We start from the raw sequence: 14,565 nt of genomic DNA, 5'->3' as shown, positions 1-14,565 counted from the left end.
AATCAATAATAATCCCTGAACTTTTTCGATTACTTCACTAATGTGACGCTAACGAGGGCGCAAATATACAACCCTTTCTATCTTCTAAACAAACTTTTTTTTGCCTTTTTTATAAAGTATTTTTTAAACCCTTGTTTTCAATAAGTTGCAACTTAAAATAATTATATAATTACTCCATAGTATATATTGTATGTCAATTAATAACCTATTATCTTTGCGTCTTCAAAATATGACATATATATAATGATAGAAATTACATTACCAGATGGTAGTATAAAATCGGTTAAAAAGAATACCACTCCTATGGATGTGGCTAAATCTATAAGTGAAGGGTTGGCTAGAAATGTTATTTCGGCTAAATTCAACGACACAATAGTTGAAACTAAAACACCCTTAACCGAAAACGGCAGTCTTATATTGTATACATGGAATGACGACCAAGGTAAAAAAGCCTTCTGGCATTCATCTGCACATATACTAGCTCAAGCTATTGAAGAATTATATCCTTTAGCCAAACTATGGGTAGGACCAGCCATTGAAAATGGATTTTATTATGATATAGATTTAGGTGACGATACCATTTCGGAAAAAGACTTTAAAACTATTGAAAATAAGATGCTGGAAATAGCTCGTGGAAAACATGAGTTTAATATGCGTTCAGTAACAAAAGATGAAGCCCTATCATATTACAAAGGCAATAATGAATATAAAGTTGAATTAGTTAATGGCTTGGAAGATGGAACCATTACGTTTTGTGACCATTCTACTTTTACCGATTTATGTCGTGGTGGACATATTCCTAATACTGGAATTGTCAAAGCTGTAAAAATATTAAGTGTAGCTGGTGCCTATTGGAAAGGTGATGAAAACAACAAACAGTTAACTCGTGTTTATGGGATTTCTTTTCCAAAACAAAAAGAACTAACTGAATATTTAGAACTGCTTGAAGAGGCCAAAAAGCGTGACCATAGAAAACTTGGTAAAGAACTTGATCTGTTTACTTTTTCACAAAAGGTTGGACAAGGGCTACCATTATGGCTCCCTAAAGGTGCAGCTTTGAGAGAACGATTAGAGAATTTCTTGAAAAGTGCTCAAAAGAAAGCTGGTTATGAAATGGTTGTAACACCACATATTGGTCAAAAAGAGCTTTATGTAACATCTGGACACTACGCTAAATATGGTGAAGATAGCTTTCAACCTATTCATACTCCAAAAGAAGATGAAGAATTTTTATTAAAACCCATGAATTGCCCTCACCATTGTGAGATTTACAAAAACAACCAATGGTCCTATAAAGATTTACCGAAGCGTTTTGCTGAATTTGGAACCGTATATCGCTATGAACAGAGTGGTGAGTTGCATGGATTAACTAGAGTGCGTGGCTTCACACAAGATGACGCGCATTTATTTTGTACGCCAGATCAACTAGACAAAGAATTTAAAGATGTTATTGATTTGGTGCTTTATGTATTTGGATCACTAGGATTTGAAAATTTCACAGCTCAAGTTTCTCTGCGAGATCCTGAAAATCCAGAAAAATATATAGGTAGTGACGAAAATTGGGAAAAGGCAGAATCTGCTATTCTGAATGCAGCAAAAGATAAAGGTCTTAATTATGTTGTTGAAACTGGTGAAGCTGCCTTTTATGGTCCAAAATTAGATTTCATGGTAAAAGATGCACTAGGCAGGCAATGGCAGTTGGGAACCATTCAAGTTGATTACAACCTTCCTGAACGTTTCGATTTAACTTACAAAGGCAGTGATAATGAATTACACAGACCCGTAATGATTCACCGAGCTCCGTTTGGAAGTATGGAACGTTTTGTAGCTATCTTGCTAGAACATACGGCAGGAAATTTTCCATTATGGCTAGTTCCAGATCAAGTTATTGTACTGTCAATTAGTGAGAAATATGAAAAATACGCTAAAAAAGTTTTAAATTTGTTAGAAAATCACGAAATTCGCGCCCTAATTGACAATAGGAACGAGACGATGGGTAAAAAAATTCGGGAAGCCGAAATGAAAAAAATCCCATTTATGATAATTGTTGGTGAGAATGAAGAACAGGAGGATAAGATTTCTGTTCGTCAACATGGAGGTGAAGATCTTGGCATGATAAGTGTACTAGATTTTGCACAAATTGTTGAGAATGAAATAAATAAAAATTTAAAACAATTTTAAAAATAAGTTAAACTAAAATTATAAAGCCATAGCAATACGTAGAAGAAGACAAGCTCCAAGGCGAGTAAATCAGGAAGATCAACACAGAATCAACTCTAAAATTAGAGCAGAAAAAGTACGCTTAGTAGGTGATAATGTTGAAGTAGGAATCTATCCAACGAAACAAGCACTAACAATAGCTGATGAACAGGGTTTAGACCTTGTAGAAATTTCACCAAAAGCAGATCCACCTGTATGTAAAGTAATGGATTATAAAAAGTTTCTTTATGAGCAAAAGAAACGTGAAAAGGCTTTGAAAGCAAAAGCTTCTAAAGTAGTAGTTAAAGAAATTCGTTTTGGTCCACAAACCGATGATCACGATTACGAGTTTAAAAAGAAGCATGCTGAAAAGTTCTTAAAAGAAGGTGCTAAATTAAAAGCTTTTGTGTTCTTTAAAGGACGTTCAATTGTCTTTAAAGAACAAGGTCAAATTTTACTATTACGTCTAGCACAAGATTTAGAGGAAATTGGTAAAGTAGAGCAAATGCCGAAATTAGAAGGTAAACGTATGACCATGTTTATAGCTCCTAAAAAAACGAAATAAAAATCCTGAATAATTCAGGTTTAAAATAATAAGCGAAGTAAATTAAACTAGGAAGAAAAGATGCCTAAAATGAAAACGAAATCTAGTGCCAAAAAGAGATTTAAAATCACTGGTACTGGAAAAATTAAAAGAAAGCACGCTTTTAAAAGTCATATCTTAACAAAGAAGTCTAAAAAGCGTAAGTTAGCATTAACTCATAGTACTTTGGTACATGATCATGATGTTGACAGCATCAAAGAACAATTACGTTTAAAGTAATAACGTTCGGTTAAATTATTTATAAACCCTGGAGTTAGGCTCAATTAAAGTATCGGAAACGGTCGCCTACTACAAAAACAATTAAAATTATGCCAAGATCAGTAAATTCTGTAGCAAAAAGAGCCAGAAGAAAAAAGGTTCTTAAACAAGCAAAAGGTTACTTCGGACGTCGTAAAAACGTTTGGACAGTAGCAAAAAATGCGGTTGATAAAGCGATGCAATACTCGTATAGAGACCGTAGAAACAAAAAGAGAACATTCCGTGCCTTATGGATTACACGTATTAATGCAGGTGCCAGACAACACGGTATGTCTTATTCGCAGTTTATGGGTAAATTAAAAGCTAACAATATCGAATTAAACCGTAAGGTTTTAGCCGATTTAGCTATGAATAACCCAGAAGCATTTGCGGCAATAGTAAATAAAGTAAAGTAAGGCGTTTCGCCTATTGTAAAACATATTTCGCTTATAAAAACCGACTCTAATGAGTCGGTTTTTTTTAATCAAAAATTAAGATTTGTTTAAAAAATAATTGCCTCGAGAAACAAAAAGATAAAAACCATAACTTTACACTCATGGATTATGTTATTATTTGTTTGGTCGCTTTTGTTGCGTCAATTTTAACCTTCTTTTCCGGATTTGGGCTAGGAACTATTTTATTACCTGCCTTTTCATTATTCTTTCCTGTTGAAATCGCTATAGCTCTAACAGGTATAGTACATTTTTTCAATAATATTTATAAGCTATTTCTGGTCGGTAAAAATGCAAACAAAAATGTGCTTATTTATTTTGGAATTCCAGCAGTTATCGCTTCATTTCTTGGTGCTTATTTGCTAATAAATATAACTGATTTAACACCTTTGTATGAATATTCAATCGGTAACAAGCTGTTTATTATTACACCAGTAAAGCTCATCATAGCTATACTACTGATTGCTTTTGCTATTATTGAGCTTCTACCTTTCTTAAAAAAACTAAACTTTAAGAAAAAGCATCTACCCATTGGTGGTTTTTTAAGCGGTTTTTTTGGTGGTCTTTCAGGTCATCAAGGTGCATTAAGAAGTGCCTTCTTAATTAATGCAGGTCTGACTAAAGAAGTTTTTATCGGTTCTGCAGTTGTCATTTCAGCTTTTGTGGATTTTACTAGGATATCCATGTATTCAACACATTTTTTAGAATCTGGGCTAAATGATAATATTCCACTTATACTTTGTGCAACTATTTCAGCCATTGTTGGCGCCTATTTTGGGAATAAAATGTTGAAAAAAATTACTCTAGAATTTATCCAAAAGTTAGTAGCAGTATTACTAATTGCAATATCCATAGCTTTAGGCGTAGGATTACTTTAGGTTTTTTGCTTTTTCTTTTTAGCAGCTGGAAACAAAACATTATTTAATATCAAACGATAACCAGGAGATGTTGGATATAAATCTAATTCTGTTTTAGGATCTCCTACTCTATGTGTATAATCTTCAGGGTCATGGCCTCCATAAAATGTAAAGAACCCTTTCCCTTTAATACCATGGATATATTTGGCTTCGCCATTGGTTTTATTTTCACCCATAACTAATACATTAGATTTTATTTCATCTCTTGTAAATGCCGTCGTTTGCCCCATAAAACCTTTAACTAGAGCTGTGTGATTCTGACAAAGCATAGTTGGAATTGGATCCCATTTAGCCGAAAAATCCATGAGTGTAAAATAATCAGTCATTTTTGGAATTCTTCGTTTTTGAGTCATATCAATTGATGAAAATTCATAAACCATTGGACTTCGCTCTAAAGTAAAATCTTTGAAAGCGAAAGTTCTATTATATTCAATTTTCGATTGATAACTTGGGTCACTAGGGTCTCCATCAAACATAGGCTCACATATATCAACTCCTTCGGCCGACAAAGCAATATCAAAACTATCAGTTGCACTGCACATGGCAAACATGAAGCCGCCACCTATAACATAATCTCTTATTTTTTTTGCCACTGCTAATTTCTCTTCGGAAACCTTATCAAATCCTAATTTCGTTGCCAATGTTTCAGCTTCTTTCTTTTCTTCAATATACCAGGCTGCGGTTCGATAATTTGCATAAAATTTACCGTATTGTCCTGTGAAATCTTCGTGATGAAGGTGAAGCCAATCAAATAATAATAACCCATCTTCAAGAACCTCTTCATCGTAAATAGTTTCATAAGGAATTTCAGCGTATGTTAAAACCATAGTTACCGCATCATCCCAAGGTAGTTTACCTTTAGGTGTATAGACAGCTATTTTAGGTGCTTTTTCCAAGACCACTGCTTCCATATTTTTACTTGGACTACTAATCTCCTCTAAAATGGATTCTGCTTTGGAGTTAGAAAGCACTTCAAAGGAAACCCCTCTAATTTGACATTCTTTCTGAATGCGTTCAGAATCTGGTAGTAAAAAAGAACCTCCTCTATAATTTAATAACCATTTTACTTTTAGTTGTTGCTCAAGCGTCCAATAGGTAATTCCATAAGCTTTTAAATGATTTTTTTGAGTCTCGGCATCCATAGGAATGAGAATATAGGATGCAAACGTCTTAATAGACAGGAGCATAAATACTACAAGTAATATCTTTTTCATAATCGAAATATACTCAAAAAATATACCTTTTCAATCGTTTTAAAACAAATTTAACCTTGCATTGTTAGTGCTTACCAGATAATAAGTTGGCAATAACTTTGGTATTAGGGAATTGTTCTAACATAATTTTTAAAAAAACTGTAATAGGTATGGACATAATCAATCCTGGAACACCCCAAATATAACCCCATAGCATAAGCATTACCAGAACTGTTATAACATTTAATGAAAATGACTTACCCATAAATATAGGCTCAAGTATCGTACCGAATAGCACCTGAACACTGGTTATAGCCACGACAAAAAAGAATAATGTGCTTGTTGGGTCTAACTCGATGAATGCAAAAATTGATAGCATTACTACTGTTATTATGGAGCCAACCATTTGAACAAAATTTATTAGAAAAGCAAAAAGCCCCCAAAATATAGGGAAACTCACTCCAAATATATAACAGGCCAAACCTGTACATATTCCTGTAGCAGCACTTACCAGAAACTTAACTTTTATAAATGTAATAAGGTCTTTTTCAATTTTCACAAAAGTCTTTACGGATGTATGCTTCTGCTTAAGCACAATAGTATTTAATACTTTTTGAATGTTAATAGATTCTGCCAACCATAAGACTACAAAAAAAGCAGTCATTAAAATCATGGTTATTGTTTTGCGAATAAATTCGATAGTTACACTGATATTTTCTGTATGAATAAACTCTTTCAGAACACTTTTCTTATCCTCAATTTGAAAACCAAAAGTTTCTTGCGCAGTTAATAACAATAAATCAAACTTTTCTTCAGCCTTTACAAAAAAATCTGTTTCCGAATTTAAAATCTCACGGCTAGATATTTGAACCAGTTCAACTCCTATTTTCATTCCACCGGCAATAATTAAAACAACTATTATAATACTTACTGCTTTAGGTACCTTTTTTTTACCAAGCCATCGCATTAGCGGTAAAAACAGCAGAGCGATAAACATTGAAAAAATAAGTGGTATGAATATGAACGATAATATCTTTAATAAATAGAACACCAGTGGTATTACTATTATTAACAACAATATATTAGTGGTTCTTCTCTGTTCCATGATTTACGATTAGGGCTAGTTACAATAAAAACTAAAAAGGTACATCATTATCCTCTTCTGGCGCACCAAAAGCGTCATTTGGACTTGGAAAATTATCGGGCTTGAATGTATTATCATTTGCAGCATCATTCATTTTTGAATGAAACTCATGGTCAAATGGCGTGTCAAAATCATCCAAATTATCAAATTTACCTAAATGCCCAATAAACTTCAGTCTGATATTTTCAAGTCCACCGTTTCTGTGTTTTGCTACAATAAATTCTGCTTGACCTTCAGTTGGCGAACGTTCTTCATCATCCCATTCGTCAATTTTATAATATTCAGGTCGGTAGATAAAACTAACGATATCAGCATCTTGCTCAATAGCACCAGATTCACGTAAATCAGAAAGCAATGGACGTTTGCTACCACCTCGCGTTTCAACTGCACGAGACAGCTGCGAAAGTGCAATGACTGGCACATCTAATTCTTTTGCCAATGCTTTCAAGTTTCTTGAAATCATAGAAATTTCTTGCTCACGATTACCACCATGACTACTACCACCAGTCATCAATTGCAAGTAATCAATCATAATCAATTTAATACCATGTTGGGATGATAAACGTCTGGCTTTTGCACGTAAATCAAAAATAGATAAAGAAGGCGTATCATCTATAAACAAAGGTGCCTTTTCTAATCCTTTTACTTTAACGTTTAATTGCTCCCATTCATGCTTTTCCAATTTTCCAGTACGCAATTTTTCAGATGATAAACCTGTTTCACTAGAAATCAATCTAGTAATTAATTGTACTGAAGCCATCTCTAATGAAAAGAATGCCACTGGAATGTTTTGATCAACAGCAATATTTCTCGCCATAGATAGGGTGAGTGCTGTTTTACCCATACCTGGACGAGCTGCAACAATTATTAAATCTGAAGGTTGCCAACCAGATGTGAGCTTATCAAGTTTACCAAATCCTGTAGGAATACCACTCAAGCCTTCTTTATTGGAGATTTCTTCAATCTTCTTTTTTGCTTGAATAACTAAATCTTGAGCCGTTTCACTTGATTTTTTTATGTTTCCTTGTGTAACTTCATAAAGTTTAGATTCTGCTTTATCTAATAAATCAAAGACGTCTTTGGTTTCGTCATAGGAATCTTCAATAATTTCATTCGAAATTTTAATCAAACTACGCTGAATAAACTTCTGTAGAATTATACGTGCATGGAACTCAATATGTGCTGAAGATGAGACCTTTTGTGTCAATGAAATGAGGTAAAAATCACCTCCAGAAACTTCCAATCTTGAATTTTTCTTTAATTGGCTCGAAACGGTTAATAAGTCAATAGGCTCACTATTCTCAAATAGTTGAAATATTGCCTCAAAAATATGTTGATGGGCTTCTTTATAAAAAGCATCAGGGCTCAAAATATCAATAACCTCATCGACTCCTTTTTTATCGATCATCATTGCTCCAAGCACAACCTCTTCTAAATCAATTGCTTGAGGCGGTATTTTTCCTTTTTCAAGATTAATTAGAGTGCTTTTATCTACTTGATATCCTTTAATTTGGTTTGGTTGTTTCATGTTGACGAAAGTAGTTAAAACAACGCTATCTTAGAAGCGTCAAAGAAGTTACATTGTTAACCGTACATTAACAATCTAACTGTTAATAAGTTGATTTTATTGTTAATAAGCATAAAAAAATCTGAAATACAAAATTTCAGATTTATAGGTTGTATGATTATAGGGAAGTTACCCTTTAAAAACACCCATTTCCAAATATTTTTCCATTCTATTTGACACCAAATCTTTTGGTGATAAGTTTTTTAATTCATCATGAGTTTTCAAAATAGTATCTCTAACCGCTAAATATGTTTTTTCACGATCATTGTGAGCACCACCAAGTGGTTCTTTAATAATTTCATCAACCAGCTTCAATCGCTTCATATCTTTTGCCGTTAACTTCAGAGCATCTGCTGCTTGTTCTTTATACTCCCAACTTCTCCAAAGAATGGATGAACAGGATTCAGGTGAAATAACAGAATACCAAGTATTTTCAAGCATAAGAACTCTATCTCCTACACCTATACCCAAAGCACCTCCCGAAGCACCTTCACCAATGATAACCGTAATAATTGGTACTTTTAAGCGTGTCATTTCCAAGATATTTCTGGCAATGGCTTCACCTTGCCCACGTTCTTCGGCTTCAAGTCCTGGATAAGCACCAGGTGTATCAATTAAAGTAATAACAGGTATTCCAAACTTTTCGGCAGATTTCATTAATCTTAAAGCCTTTCTATAGCCTTCAGGATTTGCCATTCCAAAATTGCGATATTGTCTGGTTTTGGTATTATATCCTTTTTGTTGACCAACAATCATAAAACTTTGATCTCCAATTTTTCCCAAACCACCAATCATAGCTTTATCATCCTTAACGTTTCTATCACCATGTAATTCCAAAAAGGAATCACCGCAAAGCGCTTTGATATAATCTAAAGTATAAGGCCTGTTAGGGTGACGAGACATTTGTACACGCTGCCAAGGCGTTAAATTTTTATATATCTCTTTTTTGGTAGCTACTAATTTTTTTTCAATCTGTTTACAGGTCTCTGTAACATCAACATCACTTTCTTCACCAATAACCTGACATTTTTCTAGTTGCTCTTCTAATTCTTTAATAGGAAGTTCAAATTCTAAATATTCCATAGAAATTTGTAATTAAATTTTAGTTAGTGTACAAATATAAAAACTTTAATTGTCTTAAAATGTTATGAGAGTTTTCTTTTTGCTTTTTTCGTATTCTTTAAGATTCCATTAATTAAAACAACACTAATAATAACAATAGCTCCGATATAAAAATCCAAACTCATTTTTTCCTTTTCAGGGAAAATAATTATAGCTAATACAATCCCATAAATAGGTTCTAAATTATAAGTTAATACAACTGTATAAGGACTAATATATCGCATAACATACACTGAAGCAATAAAGGCATAAGCTGTGCAGATAGATGCTAAAATAAATAAGTAAATAAAATCTGAAAGATGCAAAGTAAAGAATATTTGAGAAAAACCGTTTTTAGCAAAAAACAAATAAACACTTATGAAAAGTACACCACTTATAAATTCATAAAAGGTAATTACAGTTGCTGTATGTTTCTCTAAAAATTTCCCATTTAACACAGCAAACATTGATGAAAAAAAAGCTGAAATAATGCCTAGAACAATTCCTAATAAATGTTTAAGCTCACTCTGCGTTATAATATAAACTCCTACAATTACGATTAATCCAAAAACAATTTCGTACCAAATAATTTTTCGTTTGTAAATCATAGGCTCTATCAAAGATGCAAAAAATGCACCCGTTGAAAACATGGCTAGTGCGATTGAAATGTTAGAAACCTTAATTGACCCAAAAAAAGTAATCCAATGCAATGCGATTAAAATACCTGCAAAACTTAATTTTAAAATGGATTTAAAAGGAATCTTGACGTTTGCTTTAGAAAAATAAGCATACAATCCTATAAAGACTAGAGCAAATAGCATACGATACCATACCAATGGTATAGCTTCAATTGTGATAAGTTGACCGAGAATAGCTGTAAATCCTGCAATGAACACCAGGACATGAAGGTGTAAGTAATTTTTTAGCTTATCGTTTGGCATTATACAGTAAATAAGCAGCTAAAATACCAAATAATACATTTGGAAACCACACAGCCACTAAAGGTGGAAAATCTGATTGCGATGCCAAAACTCCAAAGATTTTATCAAAAAACACAAAGACCATTGCAATACATATCCCAAAAGCTAGGTTTACTCCCATTCCACCACGACGTTTTATAGAAGAAACTGCCACCGCAATAATGGTCAAAATAAATACCGAGACAGGTAAACTCCATTTTCTGTATTGCACCAATTTATAGCGACTAATATATGATGAGCCTCGTTTTTCTTCCTTATCAATAAATTTATTTAACTCGCCATATGGAAGCGTTTCTGCAATGTATTCTACCGGAGTTAAATCTTCTAAATCAAAACTAAAAAGCATATTTTTTCTTCTAGCATTCTCAATAATATCTCCATTTTCTCCAATAGTGCGCTTTACATAAGACATTAAACGATAGGTACTATCCTTTTCTATATACCTTATGGAGTTGGCACTAATTTTATATACCAATTCGTTATCAACAATATGCTCTAAAGTGAAATTTTGTCCAAGATTTTGCTTGGCATCAAAGCTACTAACATATATGTAATCGTTATCATTTATTTGCCTGAATACATTTTGATTATCAACGGCACTTTTGTTATTCTTTAAATATTTGTAATTAAAATCATTAAACCCTTTACTAGCCATAGGTGCCAAATAGAGTCCTAACGCCAATGCCAATATTGATACGATAAGCGCACCAAACATATAAGGTCTTAAAAAACGTGAGAAAGACACTCCAGAACTTAAGAAAGCAATAACCTCGGTATTATTGGCCAATTTGGATGTAAACCAAATAACCGAAAGGAATAAAAACAGTGGAAATAATAAATGCGCAAAGTAAATAGTAAAGTCTAAAAAATATAACATAACCTCACTAAACGGCACTTTGTTTTCTAGAATTTTTCCAATTTTTTCAGCTAAATGAACTGTTATACCAATGGGAATGAATAACAGCAACATTACAAAAAATGTAAACAAATAGCGCTTTAGTATGTACCAATCTAAAATCTTCATTTTGACTACAAACGATTATCCATTTGCTTTACCATTTTATCTTTCCAAACTTTAAAATCACCAGCTAATATATGTTTTCTTGCTTCACGAACCAACCACATGTAAAACCCTAGATTATGAATGGTAGCTATCTGTTTGCCCAATAACTCATTGACCGTAAATAAATGTCTGACATAAGCTTTAGTATATTCGTTATCTACAAAGGTTATACCCATTTCATCTAAAGGTGAAAAATCATCTTTCCATTTAAGATTTTTAATGTTTATAGTGCCATGTGCTGTAAAAAGCATACCATTTCTCGCATTACGTGTAGGCATTACACAATCAAACATATCCACTCCAAGTGCAATATTTTCCAGAATATTTATTGGCGTACCAACACCCATTAAATACCTTGGTTTTTCTTCAGGAAGAATATTGGTTACCACTTCAGTCATTTCGTACATTTCTTCGGCAGGTTCTCCAACCGATAATCCTCCAATGGCATTGCCTACAGCTCCCGCGTTTGCTATATATTCTGCTGATTGTTTTCTTAAATCCTTATAAGTACTACCTTGAACAATGGGGAAAAAAGCTTGATTATAATTATACTTTAAAGGCGTTTTGTCTAAATGATTAATACACCTGTCCAACCACCTGTGAGTCATATGCATTGAGCGTTTCGCATAATTATAGTCACAAGGATATGGTGTACACTCATCAAAAGCCATGATAATATCAGCTCCAATGACCCGCTGAATTTCCATAACATTCTCTGGTGTAAATGTATGGTAACTACCGTCAATATGCGATTTGAATTTGACACCTTCTTCTTTAATTTTTCTGTTGGCTGAAAGCGAATACACTTGATAGCCTCCAGAATCGGTCAAAATATTTCGATCCCAATTCATAAATTTATGCAAACCACCAGCTTGCTCCAAAATATCAGTTTGTGGTCTTAAGTAAAGATGATAAGTGTTGCCTAAAATTATATCTGGATTTATGTCATTTTTCAGCTCTCGCTGATGAACACCTTTTACAGAAGCTACTGTTCCTACAGGCATAAAAATTGGTGTTTCAATTTTGCCGTGATCTGTTGTTATAACTCCTGCTCGGGCTTTTGACTGTAAATCTCTTCCTTTTAATTCAAATTTCATATTCAATAAATGATGAAGCGACAAAGATAATTAACTGAATAATTTAAGCGTTACAATTGTAATTAAATTAACTTATTAACAATAGCGATACCTTGTTAACAATACAAATCATTTTCTTTTATAAGCTATGATAAAAACATATTTTTGCACCCATAAAAATGTAATTACCTATCATGGCAAATATTCAACAATTAGAAGATTTAACAACCCAAGTGCGCAGAGACATTTTAAGAATGGTTCATAAAGTAAATTCTGGTCATCCAGGAGGTTCTTTAGGTTGTGCAGAATTTTTTGTAGCACTCTATAATGACATCATGGAACGTCATGATGATTTTGAAATGGACGGTATTGGCGAAGATTTATTCTTCCTTTCCAACGGTCATATTTCGCCTGTATATTATAGTGTTTTAGCTAGATCTGGATATTTTCCTGTTGAAGAATTAAATACGTTCAGAATCATAGATTCAAGACTGCAAGGTCATCCAACTACCCACGAAGGGTTACCTGGTATTCGTATTGCTTCAGGATCTTTAGGCCAAGGTATGTCAGTTGCTCTTGGTTCAGCACAAGCCAAAAAACTAAATAATGATTCACATTTAATTTACAGCTTACATGGTGATGGTGAATTACAGGAAGGACAAAACTGGGAAGCTATCATGTATGCGGCAGGAAACAATGTTGACAATATAATTGCAACCATAGATTTAAATGGACAGCAAATTGATGGACCAACAGACGTTGTATTACCATTGGGTAATGTTAAAGAAAAATTTGAAGCATTTGGATGGACTGTTATTGAAATTAATCAAGGTAATAATCTTGAAGAAATTTTAAAAGGCATGAAGGTTGCAAAATCTAAAACAGGACAAGGAAAACCTGTTTGTGTATTGCTTAAAACCGTTATGGGAAATGGCGTAGATTTTATGATGCACACCCATGCATGGCATGGTAAAGCCCCAAATGATGAGCAATTGGCGATTGGTTTGGCACAAAACGAAGAAACTTTAGGGGATTATTAATTTAGTAAGAAACAACACAATGAAAACATACACAAATACAGGAAGTAAAGACACACGTTCAGGCTTTGGAGCTGGCTTAACCGAATTAGGACAAACCAATGAAAATGTCGTTGCACTTTGCGCTGATTTAATAGGTTCACTAAAAATGGACGATTTTAAAGCCAATCACCCAGATCGTTTTTTTCAAGTTGGAATTGCTGAAGCCAATATGATTGGTCTAGCTGCAGGTTTGACAATTGGTGGTAAAATACCATTTACTGGAACTTTTGCAAACTTTTCCACAGGTCGTGTATATGACCAAATACGTCAGAGCGTTGCTTATTCAGGTAAAAATGTAAAAATCTGTGCTTCGCATGCAGGATTAACTCTTGGTGAAGATGGAGCTACTCATCAAATATTAGAAGACATTGGTCTAATGAAAATGCTACCTGGTATGGTCGTTATTAATCCTTGTGACTACAATCAAACTAAGGCAGCGACTATAGCAATAGCAGAACATAATGGGCCTGTTTATTTGCGTTTTGGCAGACCTAAAGTCGCCAATTTTACTCCAGAGAATCAAACCTTTGAAATTGGTAAAGCTCTACATTTAACAGAAGGTAGTGATGTGACTATAGTAGCCACTGGACATTTAGTTTGGGAGGCTTTAGAAGCTGCCAAAGAACTTAATGAAAAAGGTGTTTCTGCCGAAGTCATAAATATTCACACTATAAAACCACTTGATGATAAAGCTATTTTAGAATCTGTATCAAAAACTGGTTGTATTGTTACAGCTGAAGAACACAATCATCTAGGTGGTTTAGGCGAAAGTGTTGCACGAGTACTAGCAACCAACAGACCAACACCTCAAGAGTTTGTTGCCACTAATGATACATTTGGAGAATCTGGCACACCAGCCCAGTTAATGGAAAAGTACGGCCTAAATAGTGATGCCATTGTTAAGGCAGTAGAAAAAGTTATGAAACGAAAATAAAAACTTGTTTATCTCGTTT

14 protein-coding genes are annotated in these 14,565 nt (G+C 33.6%); 7 read left to right on the top strand and 7 right to left on the bottom strand.

All coding sequences use genetic code 11. The features are described from left to right. Positions 1-243 precede the first annotated feature (243 nt). From thrS to C1S72_RS13950, 5 genes are all read left to right on the top strand, one after another. Positions 244-2,181 (top strand): threonine--tRNA ligase, encoded by a 1,938-nt coding sequence (thrS, locus tag C1S72_RS13970; protein WP_104736350.1) that lies wholly within the window; start codon positions 244-246, stop codon positions 2,179-2,181. A 28-nt stretch (positions 2,182-2,209) separates the two neighbouring features. Beyond that, a complete protein-coding gene (gene infC / locus C1S72_RS13965) occupies positions 2,210-2,764 on the top strand; it encodes a translation initiation factor IF-3 (protein WP_205527099.1) in 555 nt (184 codons plus the stop codon). Between the two features lie 60 nt (positions 2,765-2,824). Continuing rightward, positions 2,825-3,022 (top strand): 50S ribosomal protein L35, encoded by a 198-nt coding sequence (gene rpmI / locus C1S72_RS13960; RefSeq protein ID WP_104736348.1) that lies wholly within the window; start codon positions 2,825-2,827, stop codon positions 3,020-3,022. Positions 3,023-3,111: 89 nt separating this feature from the next. Next, entirely contained in the window at positions 3,112-3,456 is a 345-nt protein-coding gene (rplT, locus tag C1S72_RS13955; protein ID WP_104736347.1) for a 50S ribosomal protein L20, read from the top strand. 140 nt (positions 3,457-3,596) lie between these two features. After that, positions 3,597-4,370, top strand: coding sequence for a sulfite exporter TauE/SafE family protein (locus C1S72_RS13950; RefSeq protein WP_104736346.1), 774 nt, complete (start codon positions 3,597-3,599; stop codon positions 4,368-4,370). Here C1S72_RS13950 and C1S72_RS13945 read toward each other — a convergent pair. From C1S72_RS13945 to tgt, 7 genes are all read right to left on the bottom strand, one after another. Further along, positions 4,367-5,551, bottom strand: a complete 1,185-nt coding sequence (locus tag C1S72_RS13945) for an asparagine synthetase B (protein WP_104736345.1) — start codon at positions 5,549-5,551, stop codon at positions 4,367-4,369. The two genes, C1S72_RS13950 and C1S72_RS13945, sit on opposite strands and share 4 nt — an antisense overlap. A 136-nt stretch (positions 5,552-5,687) precedes the next feature. Then, a complete protein-coding gene (locus C1S72_RS13940; RefSeq protein ID WP_104736344.1) occupies positions 5,688-6,707 on the bottom strand; it encodes an AI-2E family transporter in 1,020 nt (339 codons plus the stop codon). Positions 6,708-6,738: 31 nt separating this feature from the next. After that, complete coding sequence (gene dnaB, locus C1S72_RS13935; protein WP_104736343.1) at positions 6,739-8,274, bottom strand: replicative DNA helicase; 1,536 nt, start codon at positions 8,272-8,274, stop codon at positions 6,739-6,741. Positions 8,275-8,442: 168 nt separating this feature from the next. Further along, positions 8,443-9,396 carry an acetyl-CoA carboxylase carboxyltransferase subunit alpha gene (locus C1S72_RS13930; protein ID WP_104736342.1) on the bottom strand — a complete coding sequence of 318 codons (954 nt, stop codon included), beginning with the start codon at positions 9,394-9,396 and terminating at the stop codon, positions 8,443-8,445. Positions 9,397-9,458: 62 nt separating this feature from the next. Next, a complete protein-coding gene (locus C1S72_RS13925) occupies positions 9,459-10,355 on the bottom strand; it encodes a DMT family transporter (protein ID WP_104736341.1) in 897 nt (298 codons plus the stop codon). Continuing rightward, the gene (locus C1S72_RS13920; RefSeq protein ID WP_104736340.1) at positions 10,342-11,418 is read right to left on the bottom strand and encodes an LptF/LptG family permease; all 1,077 of its coding nucleotides are present in this window, start codon (positions 11,416-11,418) and stop codon (positions 10,342-10,344) included. The genes C1S72_RS13925 and C1S72_RS13920 overlap by 14 nt, the downstream gene beginning before the upstream one ends. Positions 11,419-11,423: 5 nt before the next feature. After that, a complete protein-coding gene (tgt, locus tag C1S72_RS13915; RefSeq protein ID WP_104736339.1) occupies positions 11,424-12,554 on the bottom strand; it encodes a tRNA guanosine(34) transglycosylase Tgt in 1,131 nt (376 codons plus the stop codon). A 173-nt stretch (positions 12,555-12,727) separates the two neighbouring features. Here tgt and C1S72_RS13910 point away from each other — a divergent pair, with 173 nt between their 5' ends. Continuing rightward, positions 12,728-13,573: a transketolase gene (locus C1S72_RS13910; protein WP_104736338.1), complete on the top strand. Its 846-nt coding sequence runs from the start codon at positions 12,728-12,730 to the stop codon at positions 13,571-13,573. A gap of 19 nt (positions 13,574-13,592) precedes the next feature. After that, positions 13,593-14,546 (top strand): transketolase family protein, encoded by a 954-nt coding sequence (locus C1S72_RS13905; RefSeq protein WP_104736337.1) that lies wholly within the window; start codon positions 13,593-13,595, stop codon positions 14,544-14,546. Positions 14,547-14,565: the final 19 nt, after the last annotated feature.

Origin of the sequence: Hanstruepera ponticola (genome assembly GCF_002940745.1) — a bacterium.
GTDB classification, from domain to species: Bacteria; Bacteroidota; Bacteroidia; order Flavobacteriales; family Flavobacteriaceae; genus Hanstruepera; species Hanstruepera ponticola.
This window is presented reverse-complemented; position numbering and strand designations above follow the sequence as displayed.

What these genes read in the sequence shown, in the direction of transcription:
- C1S72_RS13925 (WP_104736341.1), bottom strand. Translation starts at nt 10,355, where the DNA reads ATGCCAAACGATAAGCTAAAAAATTACTTACACCTTCATGTCCTGGTG.
- C1S72_RS13950 (WP_104736346.1), top strand. Translation starts at nt 3,597, where the DNA reads ATGGATTATGTTATTATTTGTTTGGTCGCTTTTGTTGCGTCAATTTTA.
- C1S72_RS13920 (WP_104736340.1), bottom strand. Translation starts at nt 11,418, where the DNA reads ATGAAGATTTTAGATTGGTACATACTAAAGCGCTATTTGTTTACATTT.
- C1S72_RS13905 (WP_104736337.1), top strand. Translation starts at nt 13,593, where the DNA reads ATGAAAACATACACAAATACAGGAAGTAAAGACACACGTTCAGGCTTT.
- thrS (WP_104736350.1), top strand. Translation starts at nt 244, where the DNA reads ATGATAGAAATTACATTACCAGATGGTAGTATAAAATCGGTTAAAAAG.
- dnaB (WP_104736343.1), bottom strand. Translation starts at nt 8,274, where the DNA reads ATGAAACAACCAAACCAAATTAAAGGATATCAAGTAGATAAAAGCACT.
- C1S72_RS13930 (WP_104736342.1), bottom strand. Translation starts at nt 9,396, where the DNA reads ATGGAATATTTAGAATTTGAACTTCCTATTAAAGAATTAGAAGAGCAA.
- rpmI (WP_104736348.1), top strand. Translation starts at nt 2,825, where the DNA reads ATGCCTAAAATGAAAACGAAATCTAGTGCCAAAAAGAGATTTAAAATC.
- rplT (WP_104736347.1), top strand. Translation starts at nt 3,112, where the DNA reads ATGCCAAGATCAGTAAATTCTGTAGCAAAAAGAGCCAGAAGAAAAAAG.
- C1S72_RS13940 (WP_104736344.1), bottom strand. Translation starts at nt 6,707, where the DNA reads ATGGAACAGAGAAGAACCACTAATATATTGTTGTTAATAATAGTAATA.
- tgt (WP_104736339.1), bottom strand. Translation starts at nt 12,554, where the DNA reads ATGAAATTTGAATTAAAAGGAAGAGATTTACAGTCAAAAGCCCGAGCA.
- C1S72_RS13910 (WP_104736338.1), top strand. Translation starts at nt 12,728, where the DNA reads ATGGCAAATATTCAACAATTAGAAGATTTAACAACCCAAGTGCGCAGA.
- C1S72_RS13945 (WP_104736345.1), bottom strand. Translation starts at nt 5,551, where the DNA reads ATGGATGCCGAGACTCAAAAAAATCATTTAAAAGCTTATGGAATTACC.